Annotated in this window: 26 protein-coding genes; 8 read left to right on the plus strand and 18 right to left on the minus strand. The window is 43.3% G+C overall.

Translation table 11 applies throughout. The features are described from left to right. Positions 1-271: 271 nt before the first annotated feature. Together AC3WJJ_RS05570 and AC3WJJ_RS05575 are read left to right on the plus strand one after the other, a co-directional pair. Positions 272-991, plus strand: coding sequence for a Crp/Fnr family transcriptional regulator (locus AC3WJJ_RS05570; protein WP_492538693.1), 720 nt, complete (start codon positions 272-274; stop codon positions 989-991). A 139-nt stretch (positions 992-1,130) separates the two neighbouring features. Beyond that, positions 1,131-1,292 (plus strand): asparagine synthase, encoded by a 162-nt coding sequence (locus AC3WJJ_RS05575; RefSeq protein WP_422660671.1) that lies wholly within the window; start codon positions 1,131-1,133, stop codon positions 1,290-1,292. 92 nt (positions 1,293-1,384) lie between these two features. On the opposite strand, the gene AC3WJJ_RS05580 is transcribed toward AC3WJJ_RS05575, so the two are convergent. The 8 genes from AC3WJJ_RS05580 to AC3WJJ_RS05615 form a co-directional block, all read right to left on the minus strand. Continuing rightward, the gene (locus AC3WJJ_RS05580) at positions 1,385-2,173 is read right to left on the minus strand and encodes a formate/nitrite transporter family protein (RefSeq protein WP_492538695.1); all 789 of its coding nucleotides are present in this window, start codon (positions 2,171-2,173) and stop codon (positions 1,385-1,387) included. 42 nt (positions 2,174-2,215) lie between these two features. Further along, the gene (gene nirD, locus AC3WJJ_RS05585; RefSeq protein ID WP_492538697.1) at positions 2,216-2,533 is read right to left on the minus strand and encodes a nitrite reductase small subunit NirD; all 318 of its coding nucleotides are present in this window, start codon (positions 2,531-2,533) and stop codon (positions 2,216-2,218) included. A gap of 25 nt (positions 2,534-2,558) precedes the next feature. Further along, a complete protein-coding gene (nirB, locus tag AC3WJJ_RS05590) occupies positions 2,559-4,997 on the minus strand; it encodes a nitrite reductase large subunit NirB (RefSeq protein ID WP_492538699.1) in 2,439 nt (812 codons plus the stop codon). A 242-nt stretch (positions 4,998-5,239) separates the two neighbouring features. Then, complete coding sequence (locus tag AC3WJJ_RS05595; protein WP_492538701.1) at positions 5,240-5,971, minus strand: hypothetical protein; 732 nt, start codon at positions 5,969-5,971, stop codon at positions 5,240-5,242. Between the two features lie 151 nt (positions 5,972-6,122). Further along, positions 6,123-6,440, minus strand: a complete 318-nt coding sequence (locus AC3WJJ_RS05600) for a winged helix-turn-helix transcriptional regulator (protein WP_492538703.1) — start codon at positions 6,438-6,440, stop codon at positions 6,123-6,125. A 305-nt stretch (positions 6,441-6,745) separates the two neighbouring features. Continuing rightward, positions 6,746-7,474 (minus strand): ThuA domain-containing protein, encoded by a 729-nt coding sequence (locus AC3WJJ_RS05605; protein WP_422660665.1) that lies wholly within the window; start codon positions 7,472-7,474, stop codon positions 6,746-6,748. A 46-nt stretch (positions 7,475-7,520) separates the two neighbouring features. After that, positions 7,521-8,489 (minus strand): sugar phosphate isomerase/epimerase family protein, encoded by a 969-nt coding sequence (locus tag AC3WJJ_RS05610; protein WP_422660664.1) that lies wholly within the window; start codon positions 8,487-8,489, stop codon positions 7,521-7,523. A 52-nt stretch (positions 8,490-8,541) separates the two neighbouring features. Beyond that, entirely contained in the window at positions 8,542-9,627 is a 1,086-nt protein-coding gene (locus AC3WJJ_RS05615; protein WP_492538706.1) for a Gfo/Idh/MocA family protein, read from the minus strand. 347 nt (positions 9,628-9,974) lie between these two features. Here AC3WJJ_RS05615 and AC3WJJ_RS05620 point away from each other — a divergent pair, with 347 nt between their 5' ends. Continuing rightward, a complete protein-coding gene (locus AC3WJJ_RS05620; protein WP_492538708.1) occupies positions 9,975-10,793 on the plus strand; it encodes an AraC family transcriptional regulator in 819 nt (272 codons plus the stop codon). Between the two features lie 81 nt (positions 10,794-10,874). On the opposite strand, the gene yxiS is transcribed toward AC3WJJ_RS05620, so the two are convergent. Together yxiS and AC3WJJ_RS05630 are read right to left on the minus strand one after the other, a co-directional pair. Beyond that, entirely contained in the window at positions 10,875-11,201 is a 327-nt protein-coding gene (yxiS, locus tag AC3WJJ_RS05625; protein ID WP_492538710.1) for a protein YxiS, read from the minus strand. A gap of 99 nt (positions 11,202-11,300) precedes the next feature. Continuing rightward, complete coding sequence (locus tag AC3WJJ_RS05630; RefSeq protein ID WP_492538712.1) at positions 11,301-12,002, minus strand: TerC family protein; 702 nt, start codon at positions 12,000-12,002, stop codon at positions 11,301-11,303. A 367-nt stretch (positions 12,003-12,369) separates the two neighbouring features. On the opposite strand from AC3WJJ_RS05630, the gene AC3WJJ_RS05635 reads away from it, so the two are divergent. The 3 genes from AC3WJJ_RS05635 (at position 12,370) to AC3WJJ_RS05645 (ending at position 14,325) form a co-directional block, all read left to right on the plus strand. Beyond that, on the plus strand, positions 12,370-12,987 hold the full coding sequence (locus AC3WJJ_RS05635) for a TVP38/TMEM64 family protein (protein ID WP_492538714.1): 618 nt from the start codon (positions 12,370-12,372) through the stop codon (positions 12,985-12,987). 77 nt (positions 12,988-13,064) lie between these two features. Further along, positions 13,065-14,033, plus strand: coding sequence for a peptide-methionine (S)-S-oxide reductase MsrA (gene msrA, locus AC3WJJ_RS05640; protein ID WP_492538716.1), 969 nt, complete (start codon positions 13,065-13,067; stop codon positions 14,031-14,033). Between the two features lie 106 nt (positions 14,034-14,139). Beyond that, on the plus strand, positions 14,140-14,325 hold the full coding sequence (locus AC3WJJ_RS05645) for a DUF2188 domain-containing protein (RefSeq protein WP_492538718.1): 186 nt from the start codon (positions 14,140-14,142) through the stop codon (positions 14,323-14,325). Between the two features lie 109 nt (positions 14,326-14,434). Here the strand turns inward: AC3WJJ_RS05645 and AC3WJJ_RS05650 are convergent, their stop codons facing one another. Further along, positions 14,435-15,109, minus strand: coding sequence for a YitT family protein (locus tag AC3WJJ_RS05650; RefSeq protein ID WP_492538720.1), 675 nt, complete (start codon positions 15,107-15,109; stop codon positions 14,435-14,437). Positions 15,110-15,648: 539 nt separating this feature from the next. Here AC3WJJ_RS05650 and hmpA point away from each other — a divergent pair. Then, positions 15,649-16,854, plus strand: a complete 1,206-nt coding sequence (hmpA, locus tag AC3WJJ_RS05655; protein ID WP_492538722.1) for an NO-inducible flavohemoprotein — start codon at positions 15,649-15,651, stop codon at positions 16,852-16,854. Between the two features lie 7 nt (positions 16,855-16,861). Here hmpA and AC3WJJ_RS05660 read toward each other — a convergent pair whose 3' ends face one another. Both AC3WJJ_RS05660 and AC3WJJ_RS05665 read right to left on the minus strand, forming a co-directional pair. Next, complete coding sequence (locus AC3WJJ_RS05660) at positions 16,862-17,254, minus strand: VOC family protein (RefSeq protein ID WP_492538724.1); 393 nt, start codon at positions 17,252-17,254, stop codon at positions 16,862-16,864. Between the two features lie 33 nt (positions 17,255-17,287). Further along, positions 17,288-17,785 (minus strand): Crp/Fnr family transcriptional regulator, encoded by a 498-nt coding sequence (locus AC3WJJ_RS05665; protein ID WP_492538726.1) that lies wholly within the window; start codon positions 17,783-17,785, stop codon positions 17,288-17,290. Positions 17,786-17,945: 160 nt separating this feature from the next. Between AC3WJJ_RS05665 and AC3WJJ_RS05670 the strand changes: the two genes are divergently transcribed. Further along, complete coding sequence (locus AC3WJJ_RS05670) at positions 17,946-20,096, plus strand: YhgE/Pip domain-containing protein (protein WP_492539598.1); 2,151 nt, start codon at positions 17,946-17,948, stop codon at positions 20,094-20,096. Between the two features lie 59 nt (positions 20,097-20,155). On the opposite strand, the gene AC3WJJ_RS05675 is transcribed toward AC3WJJ_RS05670, so the two are convergent. The 5 genes from AC3WJJ_RS05675 to AC3WJJ_RS05695 are packed head-to-tail and all read right to left on the minus strand — an operon-like array spanning position 20,156 to position 25,967. Further along, the gene (locus AC3WJJ_RS05675; protein ID WP_492538728.1) at positions 20,156-21,052 is read right to left on the minus strand and encodes a hypothetical protein; all 897 of its coding nucleotides are present in this window, start codon (positions 21,050-21,052) and stop codon (positions 20,156-20,158) included. A gap of 28 nt (positions 21,053-21,080) precedes the next feature. Further along, a complete protein-coding gene (locus AC3WJJ_RS05680) occupies positions 21,081-22,442 on the minus strand; it encodes a nucleotide sugar dehydrogenase (protein ID WP_492538730.1) in 1,362 nt (453 codons plus the stop codon). Positions 22,443-22,502: 60 nt separating this feature from the next. Further along, on the minus strand, positions 22,503-23,303 hold the full coding sequence (locus AC3WJJ_RS05685) for a response regulator transcription factor (RefSeq protein WP_492538732.1): 801 nt from the start codon (positions 23,301-23,303) through the stop codon (positions 22,503-22,505). Between the two features lie 59 nt (positions 23,304-23,362). Then, on the minus strand, positions 23,363-24,730 hold the full coding sequence (locus AC3WJJ_RS05690) for a glycosyltransferase family 2 protein (protein WP_492539600.1): 1,368 nt from the start codon (positions 24,728-24,730) through the stop codon (positions 23,363-23,365). Positions 24,731-24,773: 43 nt separating this feature from the next. Beyond that, positions 24,774-25,967, minus strand: a complete 1,194-nt coding sequence (locus tag AC3WJJ_RS05695; protein ID WP_492538734.1) for a HEAT repeat domain-containing protein — start codon at positions 25,965-25,967, stop codon at positions 24,774-24,776. Between the last annotated feature and the right edge of the window lie 4 nt (positions 25,968-25,971).

Raw genomic sequence — 25,971 nt, forward strand, 5'->3', positions numbered from 1 at the left:
GATCATATCACAGGGATCTCCAAAAAGATAGTGAATTTTTTCACAAAGTTAAATGTTTTTTTTCTGAAATGATTTGAAACGCTTACATCGCTTCTATGACGCATTTGTCTGTGTATTCTTGCACTTGTTCCCCCTTGTTTAAAGTGAAAATAATCACAATGTTTGAAATTTCGCCACTTTTACCGTGGTTTCCTCCCCCACAAGTGAATGTATTCACGTTATAATTAATTTAAATTTAACCGAAAATATGAAGGAGTTAGGGGATATAGACATGAAAACATTGGATAGTGTCATCGTAACCCAAGGAAATACCAGCTGTTTCTCGGAGCAAAATCTAAACCGTCTGCTTGTAAGCATGAAGGATCGTATCATTCCGGAAGGATCACATCTCTTTTGGGAAGGCGATTTTTCAGATAAATTATATTACATTAAGCGTGGGCGTATTAAATTAACGAAATCGACTGACGAAGGAAAAGAACTTATACTATATATGTATCAAGCTGGCGACATGGTTGGTCAGGCGGATCCATTCTTTAGCACGAAGCACAGCTTCTCGGCTGAAGTTCTTGAAGAAAGTGAAGTCGGAGTCATTGAACATAAAGATTTAGAAATCCTTATCTGCCAACACTGTGATTTTGCGATCGACTTTATGAAATGGATGGGAATCCATCATCGTATTACTCAAACGAAATTTAGAGACCTTATGATGTATGGTAAACCGGGTGCCCTTAGCTCAACGCTGATCCGTCTTAGTAACACCTATGGTGAGACTCTTGAAGATCAATCGATTCTAATTAATAAGAAAATTACACATACAGATCTATCAAATATGATCGGAGCTACTCGTGAGAGCGTAAACCGCATGCTCAGTGATCTTCGTAAGAAAGATGTCGTGGAATATATCAGCGGGATGATCGTTATTAAAGACTTAGCTGCACTTCAAGAAATATGCCACTGTGAACTATGCCCGCATGAAATTTGCCGGATCTAATCTGTTTGTATAGTTAGCCTAAAGACACCCGAATATGATATTTGATTCCGGGTGTCTTTTTGTTATGGGGTGCATAAAAAACGATACACAGTCCACAATAACGAGGTCTTTCCAAATCAATCACTAGGGAGTGTTTCGCATGAGAGAAGGTTTGATTCCTGCCGTTCTTGGAACAGTAGTATCTGCTTCTGGCGCCGCTCTATTTAGCAGCAGTAAGTACAAACTTGCCGCAACTGGAATTCTCGGATTCGGTCTTGCCCACATCGTACTGGGTGCGATCGACTTAGTAGAACACCGGTAGACTGTTTTGGAGGATATAACCAAAGGGGCGCTCTGTAAGCCATACATCTGGCTTTAGAACGTCCCCTTTCTTTATCTGTGTTTTAATGTAGATTACATTATCTTTTTCCCTTTTACCGGAGACATGAACCAGTAAGCCATCCCAACGAACAAGCCTCCCCCTATGATATTACCAAGCGTGACCGGAATCATATTGCTTACCCAGCCGGTTATCGAAATTGTCTCTGGATGGCCGGGTAATATCGTTGCCAAGGACAGAAGTGTCATATTCGCAACACTGTGTTCATAACCGGTAGCAATAAAGGCGAACAAGCACCACCACATAAGTATAAGCTTCGCAGTGTCCTCCTTTGCACGACTTCCCATCCACAGCGCAAGACAGACAAGCCAATTACACAAGATGCCTCGGAAAAACAGCTCCATAAACGGTGTATTCATCTTATTAGCTGCAACCGTAAAGAGCAAATGATCCGATGGAATAGCTTTAAACAAGCCGGTTCCCCATATCAATAAGCTAAGAAGCACTGCCCCACCAAGGTTACCAAGGAATACGATCACCCAGTTCTTCAATGTATCTCTGATGGATGTTCGCCCAGCTAGAGTACTCATCGTGAAAAACATATTGTTACCGGTAAACAGCTCCGCTCCTGCAAAAACAACTAATGTCAATGCAATCCCGAATGATGCACCCATGACTAAAGTCTGTAACGGTGATCCTTCTACTGCAAACGGAGCTCCCAACTTAAAGATCAGAATGATTCCAATTCCAATGTAGGCGCCGGCAAGCATAGCTGAGACTATATAACGAGTCATACTCGCATTCATCTGTTCCTTCTTCTTGACTGCTGCTTCAATGATGGTTTCCACTCCCTGTGTAAACATAGGGGTACCTCCTGAATTGTTATTCCGAGTAATCGCTATTCACTACACGGCAATCTGTACAATATCATTCTCTAGTCGGATGGTATAAGTCCGGACTTTTCCACTGTCAGGCTCCTGCACATTTCCAGTCTCCAAGTCAATTCGCCAATCATATAAAGGATCATATAGATAATGACCTGATACAATTCCCTCCGCAATTGGCCCACCTTTCGGGTGTGGGTTCTTATTCTCTAGTGCAAAAAATCGGCCATCAGATGTTCTGAACACCGCAATCTCCTCGTTCTCCATTACCACAACCCTTCCGATTCGCACCATAAACTCGTCAATTTTACCAATAGCTATATACTGACTAGTCTTCATATGTCATCATCTCCCTTACTACAATCTACTCAGCGACTACAGGACTAACATCTTGAAATAATGCTTTACGGATTTGACTATCCTTGATCACTTTCTGCCATGGCTCTTCCACCTGCTGCAGGGCAACCTCGATTCTTTCAACTAAAGCTTTGCGCTCTTCATGATCCTCAAGAATAACTTTTTTGATATGATCAAGCCCCATACGTTCTACCCATTCCGAAGTTCTCTCCAGATAGTTACCTGTTTCACGATAGTACTGGATAATAGCACCACATACTTCAAATAGTTCTTCATCCGTTTTCACCTTACAGAAAGTGTCTGCAATACGCGCCTTAATTCCGCCGTTCCCACCGATGAAAATTTCCCAACCTCCATCATTACCAACGATACCTATATCTTTGGTACACGATTCTGCACAGTTACGTGGGCAGCCATTTACAGCCATTTTGAACTTGGCGGGAAGATCCAGTCTCTCGAATTTTTTCTCAAGCTGTGCTCCCATGCCCATCGAGTCCTGTGTTCCAAAACGACAGAATGTCGAACCTACACATGTTTTTACAGTACGAAGGGATTTGGCATAGGCGTAACCCGAAGGCATCTCGAGCTCTTCCCACACCTTAGGTAAATCTTCCTTCTTCACACCGATAAGATCTAGGCGCTGTCCACCCGTGACCTTCACGACCTTAACGTCATATTTGAGCGAAACGTCTGCAATCCGCTTCAAATCCTCTGGTGTCGTTACACCTCCATACATCCGGGGAACAACTGTATACGTACCATCCTTCTGGATATTAGCATTCATCCGTTCATTAACAAAGCGCGATTCCTTCTCATCTTCATGGGTTTCAGGATAAATCATACCTAAGTAATAGTTAATCGCTGGGCGGCACTTCGAGCACCCTTCAGGATTATTCCATTCCAAAACGTTCATAACTTCTCTGGTCGTTCTTAATCCTTTGGCACGAATCTCAGTTACGATTTCATCACGGCTATGTGTCGTACATCCACATATTCCTTGCTTAGCTACAGTTTGGAAACCGTCTCCAAGGACATATTGCAAGATCTGTTCTACAACGGGTTTACATCCGCCACACGAACGGGTTGCACCTGTACATGCTTTAATTTCATCCACAGTGGTCAGGCCTTGAAGCGTTACCGCATCCACAATATTCTTCTTCGTTACCCCATTACATCCACAGACAATTTCTTCGTCCGCCATGTTTTCGATCGAAGCTCCTTTATTCGCACCTCCACCACAGCAGCCCGTACCCATCACCGTACTGTATATTTCATCTGTCATTAAGGCTTCCTGCTTGATTAGCTTCTGCAGAGCTGCCGATTCAGTCACATCTCCGAACAAAACAGCACCAACGATCACATTGTCTTTAAGCAGAATCTTTTTATATGTTTTTTTCCATTCATCCTTAGCTACAATGACAGTGTGCTCTGGACCTTCAATAAACTCACCGGCCGAGAATACATCTACTCCACTGATTTTCAGCTTGGTCGAAACGACCGATCCTTCATATGGCATGGTGTCTACACCGCATAGATGCTTCGCAAGCACCATACCTTGTTCGAATAATGGTGCTACGAGGCCGTAGCAAACTCCCCGGTGTTCATCACATTCTCCGACAGCATACACGTTTGCCATCGATGTCTGAAGATAATCATCCACCACGATCCCGCGATTAACTTCAATTCCGCTTGCCTGTGCCACAGCCACATTCGGTTTAATCCCGACAGCCATGACGACAAACCCCGCTTCTAATTCTGTTCCATCACTAAAACGAAGCCCAGTAACTCGATCTTCACCCAACAACTCGGCAGTCTGTTTGCCCATGGCAAACTTTATTCCTTGTCTCTCCAGCTCTGCTTGAAGCATAGCCGATGCCTGATGATCAAGCTGACGCTCCATAAGATCTTTCATCAAGTGGACGACTGTCACATCCATGCCTAAATTGACAAGTCCCTTAGCAGCTTCAAGACCCAGAAGGCCACCGCCTATAACCGCAGCTTTCTTATACAACTTAGCCGCTGCAAGCATTTGGCTACAATCAGCAATGTCTCTAAAACCAACAACACCTTTTTTGTCGCTACCTGGTACAGGAAGAATGAACGGATTTGAACCTGTGGCAATGATTACTCGATCATATGGAACCTCGAGGCCATTCTCAGCCACCACTACCTTGTTTTCTTCATCTATTTTTGTGACGGTTGTTCCGGTGTAAAGTGTAATATCATTTTCTTTATACCAATTCCAATCATTCAGTACGATATCATCTACCGTTTTGCTTCCCTCAAGCACATAAGATAACATAATCCGATTATAGTTCGGGTGTGGTTCGCTGCCGAACACGGTAATATTATAAGCGCCACCTAATTTAATGATTTGCTCCACCGTACTGATTCCGGCCATACCATTACCGACGACAACTAGCTTTTGTTTGTGATCTCCAGTCATGTTCTCTTCCTCCTTAAAGGCATAACCAGCCTGCTTGATATGTCTGTGAGCAAGCCGTCCTCATGTTCAGATTTGAATGTCCTGCGCTTTGAATTTCCAAAATTATGCTCTATGGCAACATTATACATTTAAAATTTAATGCTTATTGTGATTATGTTCACACCAATTGTGAATACTTTCACAATATTTATTAAAAAAGATACAAAAAAAAGACAGCTTTCACTGTCTCATCATAATCTCATTTATACAATTAACGCTTTCAAGTATGCTCGCCCACCTTGAGGAATTTTTAGATACGGACGAAGACCGGTAAAACCTTTCGAACTTAGATCAACTCCTGTCATCCAATTGCCCGATACACTGACACCTTCTGTGGACATAACTAGTGAAGGCGCTGGAATATGTTCCTGGTATAAAGGAATTCTCGTCGAAAGGGTCTTGAAATCTTTACCTCTTTCCTTCAAGGGTAAAGGACTTAAGTATGTTGGCACTAAATAATTAGATATAACTTCCATTTCATCGTCAGTAAAAAACGGATCATCACCCAAAAATGGATGTAGGAGCTGTATCTTCTCGAACAATGACCAAATGACCATTTGCAGCATTCTGCCGGTAAGACCCTTGTCATGGAGTATAGCTGTTTCTTGGGCATCCATGATTGAACTCGATTTCGATGAATCTCCATCCATCAGCAATTCGTTGTATCTCTCGTATCCAATACACTTCCATCCTTTTGGACTCTTAACCCATTTCTGAAATATTCCACTTTCCTGATTGCTTCGGATCGAGTACCTTTGATCCCTCGCATCAGAATCTATTCCAGATAGCGCATTTCTTAAAGAAACGGGCAAATATTGTTCCAAAAGATTCTGAGTCTTATCAAAAATATGCTGTACTCTTAAAGAAGCCCTCTCAAGCTCGGCGGCTTCCTCTTGTCCATAATGAATATGCGGTAGTTTGACCGTATCTTTCATAAAGAATCGCCTCCTTGAATGTGTTTCAGAGCTTTTTTCAAATTATACTACACAGGATAACTTGTGGTGCAAGTCCTCTTGTTAAATTAGAAAAAACCCTGCCCAAAGCATTAAGCTTTGGGCTAGGGTTTCTGTGAAACATCTTATCTTTTTACTTTACCCATTGCTCAGCCCAGTTCGAAATCTGTTCCATAACGGGTTTCAGTGCTCTTCCCTTATCAGTCAACTCGTATTCAATCCGAACTGGAGTTTCAGGATAAACATGGCGGATTAAGATCCCTTCACTTTCCAAATCTTTCATTCGTTCGGACAGCATTTTGTCACTCATCGATGGAATGAAGTTTGAAATATCCTTAAAACGTTTGGGACCACTCATCAGTGTCTGAATAATCAGCCCATTCCAGCGCTTTCCTAGGAAAGCAAATGCGGACTCAAAACGAGGACATAAGCAGAGATTCGTAGCTTCCATATCATTCACCTCTTTACAGAGTCACACTACCTAGTTGTGTTTCTTCATAAAACTTACAATTAGTTAGTACATATAATAATACCATATATTCTTGGAACTGAAAACCATTGATCTGTAAATTGTTGTCTCTCTATATTATCTATCTATTATAGCGATGACTTACCGAATACAAAAGGGGGAATATTTTATAAGATTCTACTTAATATATACATTTACCCAGTTATAACCTTTATATGCATGAAACAGAAAAAAGAAGGTCACCCAAACATCGCTATGGGCAACCTTCTATTCAGAACAGAATTTGACTATACTAGAACACGCAATGAGCGGACTGGCTGGCTATTTCCGAATACAGGCTTAACTGTAAGGGCATTTAGCGCTGCCCAACGGATACCATTAGAGATTACTTTAATGATCTCAGGATTGTAGTACGTAGGATACGTCTCATGTCCAGGGCGGAAATAAAATATATTCCCTTGTCCACGCTTGAAAGTACACCCACTCCGGAATACTTCTCCACCTTCAAAGTTACTAACAAAGATCAGCTCATCTGGTGCAGGGATGTCAAAAAACTCGCCATACATCTCTTCATGCTCCAGTATGATCTGGCTATTCACTCCAGCCATAATTGGATGAGTTGGATTCACAGACCACAGAATTTCCTGCTCTCCCGCTTCGCGCCATTTCAAATCGCAACTTGTACCCATTAGTGCTTTAAACGGCTTCGAGAAATGTCCCGAGTGCAGTACGATCAGACCCATACCTTCCTGTACCCGCTTAACAACCTTATTTACAATTACGTCCTCAACACGATCGTGAGCCATGTGTCCCCACCATAGAAGCACATCTGTCGAGTTCAGAACCTCATCTGTTAAGCCGTGTTCCGGTTCATCTAAGGTTGCTGTTCGGATGTTAAACTCAGGATCGCTCAATCCATCAGCTAATACCTTATGAATTCCTTCCGGATATACCGCTTTAACCTCATCATGAATCTTTTCGTGAACGAACTCGTTCCAAATGGTAACATTCAACATATTGTTTGTTTCCCCCTATTGTATTACATGTTCAATGTGTTGAGCCTTACACCCACCACATATCACCAAGTGGCTCTTCAATTAATACCTGCTGCAAGTTTTGAACCGCTTTAGAGAAACCTTCTTCAACGGACATTAGACCATCTTCATGCTCAATACTTACAACATAATCATAGCCTACGAGACGCAGAGCACTCATCATATCTGCCCAAGCTTTCAGATCATGTCCATAACCTACGCTGCGGAACTGCCAAGCACGATCCATCATATTCGTGTAGGATTGCATATCTGTTAGACCATATTTATTCACGTTCACGGGATCAATGACTGTATCTTTTGCATGGAAGTGATGAATTGCTCCCTCACGACCCAAAATTTGAATGGCTTGAACCGGATCAATACCTTGCCACCACATGTGACTTGGATCAAGGTTCGCTCCGATAACCTCTCCCGCAGCTTCACGCAAGCGAAGCAGCGTAGCAGGGGTATGCACTGAGAATCCACCATGAAGCTCCAGACCGATCTTCACTCCGCGATCAGCAGCGTATTTCCCCCACTCGGTCCAATAAGGAATTACTTTATTATCCCATTGCCAAGTCAAAATCTCTTGGAAATCATTGGGCCAAGGCGCTACAGGCCAGTTAGGGTATTTGGCATCCTCATGATCACCAGGACAACCGGAGAACGTATTTACGACGGGAACTTCAAGCTTTTCTGCCAGCTCTACGGTTTTTACATATGTGTCATGAAATTCCTTAGCGATCTGCTTTTGAGGATGAAGTGGGTTACCATGACAGCTTAGCGCACTAATGATTAGACCACGAGATTCAACCGCATTTTTAAAGTTCTTCAGTGCAGTTTCGTTCTCAAGTAGTTCTGCTGGATTACAGTGAGCGTTCCCAGGAAAACCACCTGTCCCAATCTCTACAGCCTTAAGACCTTTTGAAGCCACATAATCAAGTGCATCCTCCAATTTACGACCGCTTAGCAATACCATAAATACTCCGAGTTTCATACGATCCCTCCTGGTTCATTGTGTAGTAAGTATAATTTAATTTTATAATAGCTTAATCTTCAAAATAGACTGCTTTACCTGTTTTGGCAGACTCATAAATAGCTTCAAGCACCTGTGTAACAACGTAGGCTTGCTCTGGCTTCACAACTGGCTCTTTATCTTCGAGAACGGCTTCGATCCAAAGTCTTGCTTCTCGATCTGCTTCATTCTCCGATGATCCACTATAAAATGCAACGCCGCCCGCACTGAGATCAACTTTTGTTTCATACAGTCTGCTCATTTTTTCACCATTGATGCGCAGACCATCCTTCATATCCGCTCCACCTTCAGTACCTGCAAGAATAGTCTTGGCTTCACCTGTCTCAACTACATTCAACGCCCAGCTGGATTCAAGAACAATCGTAGCTCCATTGGACATCGTGATGAAACCAAAAGCTGAATCCTCTACCTTGAACTCTTTTGGATCCCAAGGACCAAATGCATTAGCTGCATTTTCACGTCCACCAAGTTTATGGAATGTAGATCCCATTACACTTTTCGGCTTGTAGTTATCCATTAACCAAAGTGTCAAATCCAGAGCATGAGTACCGATGTCGATCAATGGTCCGCCACCTTGTTTCTCTTCATCAAGGAACACACCCCAAGTTGGAACTGCACGGCGCCGTACTGCTAATGCCTTACCAAAATAAACATCTCCTAGCTCTCCGTTCTCACACATTTCTTTCAGGTATAAGCTGTCATTACGAAAACGGTTTTGATAGCCGATCGTCAGCTTCATGCCTGTACGTTTCGCAGCATCAAGCATGTCCTTAGCCTGGGCAGCCGTTTTTGCCATTGGCTTCTCGCACATTACATGCTTACCAGCTTCTAAAGAAGCGATGGTAATCTCGGCGTGAGAATCATTCGGCGTACATACATGAATGACGTCCAGACCTCCATCTTTCAAAAGTTCACGGAAATCTGTGTATACCTTCGCGCCTTCTGCACCAAAATCTGCTGCAGCTTGTTCTGCACGCTCCGAAATAATATCACAGAACGCAACCATCTCTGCTTGCTTCTGTTTCTTCAAACTTGGCATATGTTTGCCGTTTGCGATGCCACCGCATCCGATAATTCCAATCTTTAATGTCTTAGACACTTATGTTTCCTCCTTCAAGGGGTGGGTTGGGTTTAGAGAGCCTTTAGCTATCTCGTCAAGTGCAGTTACCCCAGAGCGACCAAACATATTATTTCATTCGTAATCATGGTTAAAATGGCGCCGTTCTCGATGTCCACTATTCCCGTCATGTGTATCGGCATCTGTATTGTAATAGGCTTGACGCTAATTGCCCCCATAATTGCTCGATTATTATGGTCACTTTATGACTGTGAAGATGCCCGAGCAACTAGTATCATGGTATTCTGAAATGAATTCATTTAAAATGAATTATATGATCAAAACATGAACAATCTGGTCATTATTTTTTGTTTAAAGGGGACTCACCAATGCTTGAAGATATTTCCACACAAGTCATGGCAGCCAATTTCTCGTTTCATCGAAAACCATTCGAAATGACGATGTTAAACGGTTTTGATACCTATTTAATGCGCCTTCAAACCGATGGCCGCTGTCGTGCTCGAATCGACAATGAACTGTCACTTATTGAATCAGGTGATCTTCTCATATTCAGCCCTGGAGAACCATATGAGCTGAGGATCGATGAAGAAATGAATCCACAGGGAGAATGCATTGTAGAGAGCGGCGATTACCACATTTTTTTCAAAGGACCTTGGATAGACTCATGGTGGCAATCACGCAGACGACCAACGCGGATACGTATTCCACTCGATGAACGTCATATCGGACTCTTCCGTCAGGTTATCATGGAACAGCGAAGATTATCGAATCCTTGTCCAGAAATATCAGATTATACCGTCCGTGTACTTTGCCTTGAGGTCGATCGTTTACTTTCAGAGCAACCATCCACTACGCCTAAACTGTATCTTGCACATCGGATGAAAAATTATATTGAAGAAAATGCCTCATCCATATTTAAACTGGAAGATGTGGCTGCACATGTTGATATTAGTGTGTCACGTGCCGTTCATCTGTTCAAAGAGGCATTTGGTACAACGATTATGCAGTACACGCTTGACGTTCGCATCGATATGGCACGCGAAAGAATCATATTTAGCGGAATGTCACTTGAAGATGTAGCTGAAACATCTGGTTTTGCGAACTATACATATTTTCACCGAGTTTTCCGTTCACGATTCGGCATATCACCTAAACAATTTCGAATTGCTAGTCGAACATCCATGTAGAACTCATTCCTGTGTACATATGAACAGCACAAAGCCCCCTGTTTCAGGGGGCTTTCGTGTATCGGTATGAATGATAAGGACTTATTCGTTAGGAGTGGAGTTGACTTGATCCCGTTGTTTAATGGCTTCGGTAACGGTCATCGCTAGATCATCATTACCGAACAAAGAGAGTACTCCCAGTAATGTCTGATCCGGAATATCTCCAGCTTCTTCTTTAGGAACAGTTAATTCAAGCACACGCGTTAAAGACTCATTCTCTACTTGATCAGGATAAGCCTTTCTGTATAATTCAGCAGGATCTATACTGTGATTTACACACCACTGTGCAAAGACGAGAATCATCATATCCTCATCTTGTCTGTAACTTTCCACAATCCGCTCTTCTACGGATTTGTCCGCAGATTCCATAAATTTCTCCTCCTCATGCTGAGGGAAGCACTGTCAGCAGCCTTCCTTCTGTTCATGAAGTCATTATACCTTTTTTATGGTCAAAATTAAAAATAATGCCTAATCCACCATTTTGACATGAACAGGATCATGCTTTGCTTTTTCATCTTTCTTCTTCTTGATCCATGTGCCTAGACCAATAATAAGAGCTACAACGACAATTTCAAAGCCATACTTCACGATCGAATTAGCAAACCAATTGTGGATCATCGGTTCTTCCACGATCATTTTGGATGCCGTCCAAGCTAGTACAGCCGCTCCAATTGTAATGACGATGGGATACTTATCCGTTAACTTCAAGATGAGAGTACTTCCCCACACCATAATCGGAACCGAAATTGCAAGTCCGATAATAACAAGCATGAAGTCGCCTTCAGCTGCACCTGCCACTGCAAGTACGTTATCGAGTCCCATCATTGCGTCCGCGATAATAATCGTACGAATTGCAGCCCACATTTGACTGCCTGCAGATATTTCATGTTGTTTCTCATCTACAAGCAACTTGTAGGCAATCCACAGCAATGCCAGACCTCCGACCAGTCTCAAGCCCGGTATCAATAAGAGCTGAACGACCAGAAGCGTGGCAACAATGCGGATTATAATCGCACCGACGGTACCCCAAATAATTACTTTTTTCTGGTCTTCCTTCTGCACATTTCTAGCTGCAAGACCTATGACAATCGCGTTGTCTCCAGCCAGCACCAAGTCAATGACGACGATTGACAGGAGTGCCATCCAAAATTCCATGGTCATGATATCCATGCTTCCCCCACCTTTCTTTGTATGTCTCTATGTTTCCTCTTCCCGATGACCTCCATCCCATGAAAAAAAAGCGCCATCCCCTTAAATAAGGTAACGGCGCTTTTTAGACACATAAAAAGACCTTTACCTTATTCAAGAATAGGCAAAGGTCTCGCTAACAACTATAATTCGTTGCCAATAAAGCCGGGGATTGAATAGATCCCGTAATGACGACTTTACTGCTTAAAGCTACTCCCCTTTGGGAAATATTCGGTTGGACATATTATAGCATAAGGCTTACTTTCTTGGCTAACTATTATTTTTTGCCTGTAATTTGTTATGATTATCCTATACAATCCATTCTCTATAAGTGTAGAAAGGAATCTCTATGAAAAAATGGATCACACCTGTTATCTATGTCGTAGCGCTAACCTTCGCGTTTATTTATAGAAATGAAATATTTGAATGGTTACAAACAAATGATTCCTTCTTACTTCTTCTTGGGTTAGCCACAGTACTTGCTCTATTTCCTATCCTCCCTTATAAAGCCGTCATCGCTGTATTAGGATATACCTATGGCACTTTCTGGGGGGCCTTAGTTGCATGGCTTGGCACGACCATTGCCGCAATAATTATCTACGCTGCAGCAGCCAGCATTTATAGGAATTCTGGAAGAAGGTTTCTGGCCAAATTCAAATCACTGGATAGATTTACATCAGCATTAGAACAGCATCCCTTCAAAACCATGGTTATCGCAAGATTGATACCGATTGTTCCTCAGATGGCGGTAAATGTCTATGCGGGTGTCGCATCGATTCCTTTCTGGATCTATACGATAGCCTCCGGTCTTGGAAAGATCCCTGCGATCTTTATCTATTCCTTCATTGGGAATGGACTTGCCAATAATCCGGTTCAGGTTACGATAATTACATCCATGATTGCCGGAATTGCAGTAATCAGTTTCGCAATTCATTATGGATTAAACCGACGAAAAAAGCGGGTATAGTATTTTTTTGGTTACTCCACTAAAATGCGATATAATGAAGATTGCAACCATTTATCTATGACTTATGGAGGGATATCATGAATAATATACAATCTAACGCAACAGAGCTAGCCACATTTGCGGGAGGATGCTTCTGGTGCATGGTCTCTCCTTTTGAAGAGATGCCTGGCATCATTAAGGTTGTCTCCGGTTATACCGGCGGACATATTGAAAACCCAACCTATGAACAGGTCTGCTCGAATACAACCGGACATTATGAAGCCGTACAAATAACGTTCGATCCTCAGGTTTTCCCATACGAGAAGCTGCTTGAGCTATTCTGGCAGCAAATTGACCCAACCGATGCCGGAGGGCAATTCCATGACAGAGGTGCTTCTTATCGTACAGCTATTTTCTATCATAATGAAGATCAGAAGATGAAGGCTGAAGCATCCAAGCAAGCACTTGAGGCAAGTGGTCGATTTGACAAACCGATTGTAACTTCTATTATTCCAGCAAGTGATTTTTATGAGGCTGAAGATTATCATCAAGGGTATCATAAGAAAAATCCAGCTCACTACAAGCGTTATCGTAAAGGTTCTGGACGTGAAGATTTCATTGAATCCCATTGGTCAGCATCCTTTGATCAACAAGAACTCAAATCTCGTCTAACCCCGCTGCAATATGAAGTGACACAGAACAGTGCCACAGAGCCACCTTTCCGTAATGAGTACTGGGATCATGATGGCGAAGGGATTTATGTTGATATAGTCTCTGGAGAGCCTCTCTTCAGTTCTCTAGACAAATATGACGCTGGTTGTGGTTGGCCAAGCTTCACCCGTCCGATTCGTGAGTATAATGTTAAAGAAAAAACCGATCTAAGCCATATGATGATACGTACTGAGGTCCGCAGTAAACACAGCGATTCCCACTTGGGTCATGTATTCGAGGATGGCCCCGGCCCGAACGGACTACGTTACTGCATCAACTCTGCTGCTCTCCGGTTTGTCCCAAAAGAGGACATGGAGAAAGAAGGATATGCTGAATATCTGCAACTATTTGAATAGACCTGAATCAAAAGCCCTCTTAGCAGAGGGCTTTTTCATGTTTTCGATTACGATCAAGGTAAAAGGGTAATTACATATTACATTTAACTTTGAGGAGGGTCATGGTATGCCTTGGAATAAAGAGGATTACCCCACATCCATGAAAAATCTGGAGCCACGTGTTCGAAACAAAGCTATCGAAATTGCGAATGCATTGCTGGAAGAAAATTATGAAGAAGGTCGTGCCATTGCAATCGCTACATCTAAGGCTGAGGAATGGAATGATAACCATCCAAAGCACGGGAAATCTTAGGCTTCCTTTGTTGAACCTGTATATCCTTGTGAGCCTTCAAGAATGCATATTATTGCTTCACACAACTAAAAAAGCTCGCCCTGATCCGGGCGAGCTTCTCGTAATAAAATTAACGGCCTCCAACCGATTGTGGTGCGGTCCGAGTAACCTTATTCCGCTGCACACGTGCTGGTTTCTTGATCAGTCCATACGTTGCCGTAATCGTAATCATCTGTCCAGCAATGGATACAGCAAGAATTGTATATAATGTTTCAATTAGCGGCATGTAGAATAACGATAATAGAAGTACTACGGCATCCATAATGAAGAACACCGTTCCCACCTTCATTCCGCTCCATTCACTCACCAAAACGGAAATCGCATCGTCTCCACCGGTCGCTCCGCCGAAGCGAAGAACAATTCCAGCTCCAAAACCAGTAAGTAGTCCCGATAAAATTGCGGCTACCAGTAAGTTATGGTTAAGATCAATCACTAACGGAGAGTACCGCTCCATCATGGCATAAAAGAATGTAAACATGCCGGATGCAATCATCGTATTCAGAATAAATTTCCGACCCTTTAAAAACCAGGCGATCACTAGCACAGGTATATCCATCAGGAGCATACTAAGTGCCGGCGGAATATCTAATGTATATTTGCCTAGTAGGGCTAGCCCCATAAATCCGCCTTCTGATAAATGGTTCTGAAAATTAATGTGGTAATAAGTAAACGCTAATAAAAAAGTTCCGAATAACATAGCTAACATAGTATACATCAACATTTTGATGTCTTTTCTTGTCCTCATACAGGTTCCCTCTTGTCCTAGTAGATTGGTCAGACAACGGCCAACCTCCACGGTAAGGTACCCTTGAGGAGTTCATCCTTCGCATCAAAGCTTCCTTCCTTTCGCAGAGGCTGTCCTTGTCTTCAGACGTCCGACTTTGCTCTACGGAAGAAGCTAAGTGTATGAGAGATCATAACGTTTCCAAATCGTCCTTTGGGGATTCGTCCTTCGGGGACACATGGTATCCTGATCCTTTCTTGTTGTTAATTTTGTATTAAATAGATTGAACTGACGCAGGGATTCACCGGTGAAATCACCTTCCGTTCAATCTTTCGCTAAATATATTATAACACAATTACAATGTTAACTAAACAGCTTGCTCTCTATGATGAATGTCTTTCGCTTTCATCGAAGACATTCATAGAAAGGGTTTATGAATAATATATATGTTCATCAATCTGAAATATGCAGTGTGATCATAATCACTAATCCCCCTCTTCTAGGCTGGATATACTAATAGGGCAAGGATATTTAGCACTTTGGAGAAGAGGGATATTACTATGCTTGACACACAAACCATTCAAATTATTAAATCCACGGTTCCCGTTCTGGAAGTCCACGGGAAAAACATAACGACTGTATTTTACCAAAAGCTATTTCACCATCACCCAGAGCTCCTGAACATTTTTAATCATGCGAATCAGCGTCAGGGTAAACAACCAACAGCACTTGCGGGTGCAGTCTACGCTGCAGCAGCTAACATTGATCAACTAGAGAACATTCTACCCGTTGTAAAACAGATCGGTGAGAAGCACCGCGCACTTAACGTTCTGCCTGAGCATTACCCTATTGTTGGTGAAACATTGCTTGCTGCTATTCAAGAGGTGCTTGGCGATGCCGCTACACCAGAAATTATTGATGCTTGGGGTAAAGCGTATCAGGTCATCGCAGATGCATTTATTAGTGTAGAAGCTGAAATGTATCAAGCTGCCGAATCAACTACGGGTGGATGGAGAGGCTATCGTAACTTCATCATTGACCGTAAAGAACAAGAGAGTAGCGTAATCACTTCTTTCTATCTAAAGCCGGAAGATGGACAACCAATTGCTCAGTATGAACCAGGTCAATATATTACATTGCGTGTTAAACCAGATGGAGAACAGTATTCTCACATTCGTCACTATACCCTATCTACAGCTCCTGGTCAGAATTACTACAAAATCAGTGTTAAGCGCGAAGACGCAACAGATATGAAACCAGAAGGTGTCGTCTCATCTTGGCTTCATCGCCATGCTGAGGTTGGAACAGTTGTTGAGCTTAGTGCGCCAGCTGGATCCTTTACTCTAGATATGAAGAATGATCAACCTCTTGTGCTTATTAGTGGGGGTGTAGGATTAACTCCAATGATCAGCATGCTTGAAACAGTTCTCGTAAATCAACCTGAGCGTCCTGTAACCTACATTCATGCTGCGATCGACGGCAGTTATCATGCGATGAAGGACCATGTTGAGCAGCTTGCAGCAAAACATAATCAACTCAGCACCTACATCGTTTATGAATGCCCACGCGAAGGTGAAGTTTGCCATAAAGAAGGCTACATCGATGAAACCTTCTTAGCAGATAAAATAGCTCCGTTGTCCGACTGCTACTTCTGCGGACCTCAACCGTTTATGGCTTCGGTCTACAAGAACCTCAAGGCACTGGGCGTAGCAGACGAAAATATTCATTATGAATTCTTTGGACCCGCAGCATCTTTAGAAGCCTAAGATTAGGCTATTCATTATCAGGCGCTACAATTTCAACCTTGATTCGATCAGGATCCTCGAAAAAAAGCGCGTAATGATTTGGTCCACCAGCATAGGGATACTTGTCCTCATATAGGACAGGTATCTCTCTTTTTTTCAGCTCAGAAGCCATATTATCCACCTGCTGCCTTGATGATGCATGAAATGCTAGGTGGTTAAGACCTGTAGTGCGGCGGTGATATGGAACCCCGAGAAAACGTTCCTCTGTCTGAACGAATACAAGATAGGTATTACCTTGTTTCCAGCTAACCCCACCGTCCCATTCTTGAAATTGCACATATCCGAGTTCCGTAAGTAACCATCCCCAAAACTCTCGACTGCGCCTCAAATCACTTGTATTTATCTCTACATGATGCAACATCTAACATCCCCCATTTCCATGATAGAAGACGATTTACACTCCTCTTAACAATCGATTAACCGTCTCACGCCGTACCCCAATTAACTGCCCGATCTCTTCTTGAGTCAATATTTCAGCTAAATCCATTCCTTGGGAATAATCGTTCATCCACTGTGTTAGTAATTCAAGCCGCTCAGCGGGCGTACCGACCGTCAGATGATCAAGACGCTGCTGCATAAATCGCAACTTCTCCTGCAATAATCTTGCTACTTCCAATGGTTTTTCCGGATTCTCTTGCAGTTCACGATACCATTCGTTCGCCGGAATAATCTCAATCTCGCTTCGAATGACTGCTGTAGCCGTACCGTGTGTTTCTTTGGGACTTATTAATGAATGATGAGGTACGGTCTCACCAGGATACAAAATATTAAACAACACTATATTCCCGTTCTGATGTAATCGAGTTACCTTAAATAATCCGCTCTTAATATGGTATAAGAATTGACCGCTATCTCCTTGATGAAATAATACTTCGCCTTTATGTAAGATCATACACTTCTTTCCCTTCCCATTTAGAAACTATCTATTCATTATAACAAAAAGATAAGGTCTCTTATCCGGACGATATTTTCCAAAGTATACGGTTTCGGTATTCTAGCTCAACAATCGCGGCATACTAGCCTAAAATGAACTTGAAAGAGAGGGATAAGTCATCCGGAATATTATCCATATCTACATCACCGACCTTAAAAATATAACAACGAACTGGGTTGCGACTGTGCTCATTTTGGGACTAGCCGTGCTTCCCTCTCTATATGCTTGGTTCAATATCGCATCTTCATGGGATCCATACAGCCAAACGTCGAGCATATCCATTGCTGTAGCTAATCTCGATCAAGGCACAAGCTTACGCGGAACCTCCATTAATGCTGGGGAGGAAATCATCCGTTCATTACAAGACAATCACAGTCTCGGTTGGCGATTTACGGATGAAGATTCAGCTGTAAAGGGCGTCCGTCATGGTGATGACTATGCGGCTATCATCATTCCTGAAGATTTTTCAGCCCGTATTGGAACCGTACTTTCAAAAGAACTAACTAAAGCTGAGATAATTTATTATACGAATGAAAAAATTAATGCTGTTGCTCCTAAGGTTACGAGCAAAGGTGCTTCTGGTATCGTTGAAGAGGTTAGTAAAAACTTCATTCAAACCGCAAACGGAGCAATTTTTCAAATCTTTAATGAGCTCGGTATTGAGCTAGAGAATGAATTACCAACAATTAAAAAAGTTGAGAACTTAGTTTTCCGCATAGAAAGTCATTTTCCTGATCTCAACCGGGCAATGGATACGGCCATCAAGGATATGAACTCTGCTTCAAAGCTTGTCAACGAGTCACAGAAGACACTACCCATGCTGGAGGAAATAGCACAAAAAGGGCAAGAGGCAGCAGAAGCTCTGGCAGGGTTTGCTCAGCAGGTATCTGCTTCTTCCGAGTCTCTCGAACCGCGAGTGAAACAAGACCTGGCCATCCTGAATGAAGCCGCCATTTCAGTTCAGCAGGTTATCACTAGAATTCAGCAATCCGATATTTCACCTGAAGAGGTCAAAACTCTTTTGAAGCAAGGAAGTGATCGTGCTGGAGAAGTTGCACACATTGCAGAACGTCTATCGGAGTTGTTCAGAAAACTAGATACGGCATTTCCAGGTTCGGGTGCAGCAACTGCGGCCACTAATCTAATATCCATTCGTGACCGTTGGTTATCTTTGCAAAAAGGTTTTCAGGATGCAGAACTCGCATTAGAGCAGAATGGCGAGGTTAGCGCTGAACAGCTTGCAAAATTAAAGCAACTTGCAGACGATGTAGCAAAAGTATCAAGTGAAATCCTTAACCGATACGACTCCGAGATTGGTCCACAGATTTCGGCAGGGCTCGCGAAGACCGGAACCATAGCGCAAACCGTTCAAACGGAGCTGAATCGAGCACTAAAGGCCGTACCTGATGTAAAACAACTGCTTCAACATGCTAGTTCAGGACTTGCTGCTGGTAGCAAAGAAGCCTTAGCCGTGCAGAACCACCTTCCCGAGGCTGAACAGCAAATCAAGAATCTGGCAGACCGCTTTCGGAAGCTGGAACAAGGCGGAGAACTCCAAGAAATTATTAGTCTACTCAAGAACAATTTCGAGAAGGAGAGTCAATTTTTCGCAGAGCCTGTCGTGCTGAAGGAAAATCGACTCTATCCGATTCCGAATTACGGGTCAGGGATGTCACCCTTTTTTACAACCTTGTCACTATGGGTCGGTGCCTTGCTTCTGGTATCCTTATTGACTGTTGAAGTGCACCATGAAAATATAAACTACCGCAGCATTGAAGTATATTTCGGCCGTTTCTTTACCTTCTTATCCATTGCTATCCTCCAAGCGCTGTTCGTCACAATCGGTGATTTGTTCATTCTTGGAACCTATGTTGTTAATCCCGTATGGTTTGTCCTATTCGCTGTTCTTATTAGCTCCGTGTTTATGTTGATTGTTTACACGCTTGTATCGGTCTTCGGCAATGTAGGTAAAGCGATGGCGATTGTTCTGCTCGTACTTCAACTCGCTGGCGCTGGGGGGACATTTCCGATTCAGATGACGCCGGCTTTCTTTCAATCACTACACCCCTATCTTCCATTCACTTATGCAATCAGTATGATGCGTGAAGCGGTCGGAGGTATCTTATGGGATATCGTCCAACGGGATCTACTCATCCTCATGATTTTTGCCGCTGTCGCTGTTGTCGTCGGCATCGGACTGAAAGGACCTATTAACCGCGCTAGTAACCATTTCGTGCGCAAAGCTAGGGAATCGAAGATCATTCATTAAGCTAATGCAAAAAGGAAGCAGAACCCCCGGATGGGTACTACTTCCTTTTTGCTTGTTGTTTAATTGGTATGCTTCTCCTCAGCAGAAGCTGTCAACTTCCGATGCCAAGCTTCATAATGATGTACCGCAAGACCAGCGAATGACTTATGCGGCGTACCTAACTTAGCTGCACGTTGCGCTTCATCATTCATCACTTTCTCACTTTTACCATGGAAAGTTAGATGTTCTCCTTCTGCCGTATCCGTCAGCTCCATGCCGATCCAGACCGATTTTCCAAGCTCATCTGCTTGCTCCAATTCTTCCTTGGACAATTCATACATCTTCTCTCCGTCATCACGATAAGACATCACCGCAACACTATCTGAGCGCTCCAGAATCCAGTAGCTAAAGCTATCTGAGTCTTCAGGTCCTCGAATAGAATCCAGCCAGAAAGGAACTGCCACGCTGATGTTTAGCTTCTGACGTCTTGCTTCCTGAAGCCAAGAATCCATATTGCCGCTCCATTCCTCGACAACCTTCTCTTGCTCACGCTCCCAGCGTTTTAAAATATAAGGTTCTACATCCAGTTGAATTCCTTCAAATCTCTCTTCTGGATCTGAATCCATATTGTATTCCTCGAGCCAGGACAATAGTGCTTCTCCTTCTTCTCGCTTTTCAGCATAAGCCCAGTCCGGCTCACCACCCAAGGCATGAACGGAAATATTCGCCTTGTGTGCAGCACGGATAAATTGGCGATACTCCTCCATCTCCACTTTTTCTTGAATTTGAAGAAATATGGTTGTTACCCCTTCTCTTTTGCTGAAATCGATAATCTCATCGGAATCACTGCGAATGATACTCGTATCCCAAAGCCATGTGGCTTTATCTTGCTTCACGGCCTTGGATGGGAGAAGAACGATAATCAGCAAAAGACAGAAGATCGCAGCAAAGATGTACAACTTGGCTTTTGCCGACAAAAAACTTATCCTTCTCCTCCGGTTCACCTTAAACCAGCACCGCTTCGCCCGGTTCTGCAACGTGCTCAACCGAGTGACCGATTTTGTAAATATGAGGCTGTGCATGGGTCTTGAACGCATTACGAGTATCGAGAATTGGAATGCCCATGGAAGCGATTAAGCTATAGTCCAGACTGCTATGGTTCGTAATAAGGACCATACAATCATATTTACGGAATTTGTTCATGTCATAGTCCACGCTGTGAACGGTTATACCATGTTTGTCAACGAAGCTACTTGCATGTGGATCATAGTAATCTACATTCGCTCCATTCTCTTTGAATTGCTCATACACCTCAAGTCCCGGTGATTCGCGAAGATCGCTAATATCTGGCTTATAAGCCATTCCGAGTAGCAAGATGTTCGAACGTTTGATTGATTTCGCATATTCGTTCAAGATTGTCGCTGTCTTCGTAATGACGTAGTAAGGCATATTGTCATTCGTCGATTGCGCAAGCTCGATAAATTTACTGTAGAAGCGGAAGCCCTTCGCTTTCCAGGATAAGTACATCGGATCAAGTGGAATACAGTGACCTCCGATTCCAGGACCCGGATAGAACGGCATGAATCCGAAAGGCTTCGTTGCCGCAGCATCGATGACTTCCCATACATCGATACCCATGCGGTCACACATCATAGCCATCTCATTCACAAAAGCGATGTTCACGCTTCGAAATGTATTTTCAAGCAGCTTGGACATCTCCGCAACTTTTGGAGAGCTCACAGGTACCACGGTATCGACATATTCTTTGTACAATGCCTCCCCAAGTTTCAAGCAGGCTTCGGTCGTTCCGCCAATAACTTTCGGCGTGTTACGGGTATTAAACCGGCTGTTCGACGGATCGACACGCTCTGGTGAGAAGCACAAGAAGAAGTCTTTGCCTGCAACATAGCCAAGTGCCTCGATCTCCGTCTGAATCAGTTCTTCCGTTGTGCCAGGATATGTAGTGCTCTCCAAGGTGATCAACAATCTCGGCTTCATAAAGCGCTTGAGCTGGTCTACAACCATTGTGATATAAGAAGTGTCCGGGTCCTGATTCTCACTCAGCGGTGTTGGAACACAGATACTAATTGCATCAATCACAGCAATCATACTGTAATCCGTTGTAGGCTTAAATCTTCCTGTTTGCATACAAGCTGCAAGTTCTTCGGATGATATATCTGAGATATACGAATCGCCTCGGTAAATTCGATCAATTTTATCAGGATCCAAATCAATACCAACGACCGTAAATCCTTGTTTAACCATCTCTACAGCTAGAGGAAGACCTACATACCCAAGTCCAACTACCCCTAGAACAGCTTTCTTCGTTTCAATTGCGCTTAATAAAGTTTTGAATTCTTCGTTCATAATTTTCTACCTCCATTGGTGTATTATCTTAAGAAGATCACAAGCGGGTGAATCAATTGTTTAGTGAAGACAACGACGAATGCGAGCATCCAGTTCCACGGGTGAGAAGGGCTTTGTTACATAATCATCTACACCATTCTGAAAGCATTGACTAATCGTCTGCTCAACCCGTTTCTCGGTTAACACGACTATTTTGGGCGGTGCCTTCACATCTAACTGCTGAATATGATGAATAAATGGAAGTCCGTCGATGCCGTACAAGTTCAGCTCTGTTAATACCAGATCAGGCTCCCACTTAGGAATCATCTCCAGCGCTTCCAGGCCATCCACTGCTTCAAGCGTTTCATATCCTTGCATGGCCAGGCGAATCTGTAAAAATTCACGCACTGTAGCGTCATGATCAACGATCAGAATACGACTTGAATCCGATCCGGATTCATCTTCACTAAAGATCTGAATATCAGATGATGAGCTTAGACGAGTCGATTCAGCCATCTGTTTAAGCATCTTTGGCGAAGGAGCCTCAGAATTCACAGACAACGTGATTCGAGGATCAGCATTCTCATTCATCTCAAGCAGAAGCTGCTTTAGCAGCAGTGCTTGATAATGGGCTGCATCAAGCGTCACCCCCGGAAGAATAATCGCCAAGGTCTTGGTGACGGGGTCCTTCCGGACCTCCGCCTGTATACCGGACATTGGGTTGAAAAATCCTTTCACCTGATCCTCTAGACCCGGCGAATCTCCGGCGCAATAAAGAAATAGAAGAGCACACGTCCCGCTTGGATCTTTACGTACTTCCTGTATCAAAAGATTGTACAGCTCCGTGCCTTTCTCTCTTTGCAGTGTTGCGGTTTGAGACATGATCGAATCCACCTTTCTCATCATTCATGCTTAAATGTAAAATCATACGGGCCTGGTTGTCAGGCGGCCTCATTCTTATCTTTCCAGCTCTGCCGAGTCATAGTTCCCCAGGAATTGTTATTTTGCATGTATTGAATATGGCCCTGCACTCTCCACAGCACACCCAATTGATGATATCCAACAAATTTAAGCGCTGAGAAAAAGAGCATCTTCACCAGATCAGACAGCTTGTTATATCGGCGGAATGCAATTTCCTCCAACAGAAGTGCTCCTACACTGAGCAAGTAGCCACTCAGAATGTTCACAAGTCCGAACACAACAAGAATCTGCCAATTGGTCATATCCATCAAAACATATCCTATCAGAGCCAGCAGGCCCGTGATTCTAAAGTAAGGATTTAACGCTTCAAAAAAAATGTTGTACGGCATCGTCATCATGCCCATGGTCTTATACTTCGGATTGAACAACATATCGCGATTCTCGATCATGTTCTTCAGATTTCCCCTGCCCCAGCGTTTGCGCTGATTGGACAGAATTTGATAGCTATCTGGTGCCTGGGTCCAACACACGGCTTCAGGACAGAATGCAATCCGGTATTTAAGTTTATTCTGGAGCATATATCGATGCAGCTTGATAATAATGTTCATGTCCTCACCAGGATAACCACCGCGATAACCGCCAACTGCAATGACATAATCCTTTCGGAATAAACCAAATGCTCCGGAGACGATGATGAGCCCGTTAATGTGACTCCAGCCGATCCGTCCACCAAGAAACGCTTTTAGGTACTCGATGGATTGGAACATCGGCCAGATCCGGCGAGGCAGAGATACATTCTTCACCGCTCCATTCTCAATTACACAGCCGTTAGCAATACGAACGTCACCGCCGATGGCTACGGTTTCCTCTGGATTCTCCATGTACATCCTTGCCATACGGATGAGTGCGTCTTTTTCCAATAAAGAATCTGCATCGATGGAGGAGATAAGCGGATAACGAGACATGTTAATCCCCGCATTGAGAGAATCTGCTTTCCCACCATTTTCTTTATCGATAACCAATAGATGTGGATATCTTTCGTTATGGTAAACTCCGCGGACTTTATTCGTATTAATCTTCCCTCTAAACTCGGGATTTTGAACACGTTTGAGCCCATATTCCTTAATAAGTACGTCTAATGTCTGATCCGAAGACCCATCATTGATTACAATGACTTCATATGTCGGATAATTCAGAGTCATCAGACAGCGAACATTCTCAATAATGGTTAACTCTTCGTTATAGGACGGAACCAGTAGCGAAACTGACGGAACCAACTCCGAACCTGATAAAGTATTAAATTTGGAATACACGGACCTTCTGAAAATGTTCCCGATGTTTCTGAAAGAGAACATCAGAATTACAAAATACAGCACGTTGACGGTCATAGCGTAGTAAATGGCTATCATTCCATAAGTAAGCAGGATATCTCTAAGCAGTGGAATCCCCTCCTACTCTTGCCATTTGTACAGTCCGTTTGTTCGGCTCCATGCCGAAATAACTTTCATACATCAATTTATTCTTGTTAAATGCAACCATCTGCTCAACGGCTTTATGATTGTTCTCTTTATCCATCATTCGTTCAATTCGGTGGATTGCTGTCTCCCTCGCGACTCCCACCCCTGTAGATGCTACTTGGCATAGAACTTCAAAGCCTTGCTCTCCAAGTAAAGATAGGCTTTCAGCACTGTTATTACGAACATGCCAGCTCTCATCCTCAAGTGCAGCGGTCAGAAGGGGTATACTACCTGCCGCATGAAGTAAACCAAGCGCTTTCGCTGCTGCTGCTCTTACTTCCCACTCTTCATCATTCATCAGCTGTGTTATAGTCTCGTCTTTTAAAGCTGGATTGGAGCTAAGGTACAGCTTGACTGCTTCAGCGCGTACATCTTTCTGGTCAGATCCAACAAGTCGATTAAGTGCAGGAACGACAGAAGGTACGGCTTGTCCCCACATGGCAACTAAAGCAATCTTCACTAAGTCTGGGTTCGGATCATCAAGCAGCTTACGGATCAGCGAAGCTGAATCAAGCTGAGTTTCCAGCAGAATATCTGCCGCCATATGGTGAATCGGTTTGTTATAAGATAATAGCTTCCCAAGCATCGCACGAATCTGATCCGGACGAGATGCACTTTTGGATATAGCCCGAGCAATAATGATCGTCTGTGGTCCATATTTCGTTCGATCCAGCAATGCTTCAAGAGCCGGCACCGCTTCTTCTGCCCGCATGCCACCCAGTCGATAAGCTGATTCGATCCGGCGACCATACCGAATACTTGAAAGGGCACGTATTTCTTGACTAACAAATCCAGCTTCACTGCACAAACCAATCAGTTTCTGCCGTGCATCGCCTTTAAATTGTTCGATCCACTCCATGAATTTATCTTGAATCACTCTACGTTCCAGCGGTTTAAGTACCCCTGGTGGAAGTTCAAGTGTAACTTCGTCATGCAGATGAGCCTGCACGTAAATGAAGTAATCACGATGTTTCTCAGTGTACTGCTCTATTTGCCTAAGTTCAGCATTATGCTTCACTTTCATTTGGAACAACAGGATTATGCCGAACACGATCATGCCTAGACAGACATAGATAAACATATAAGCCAAGGCTAAATTTGAAAACATATCC

This window comes from Paenibacillus sp. FW507-14B1B (assembly GCF_058781425.1).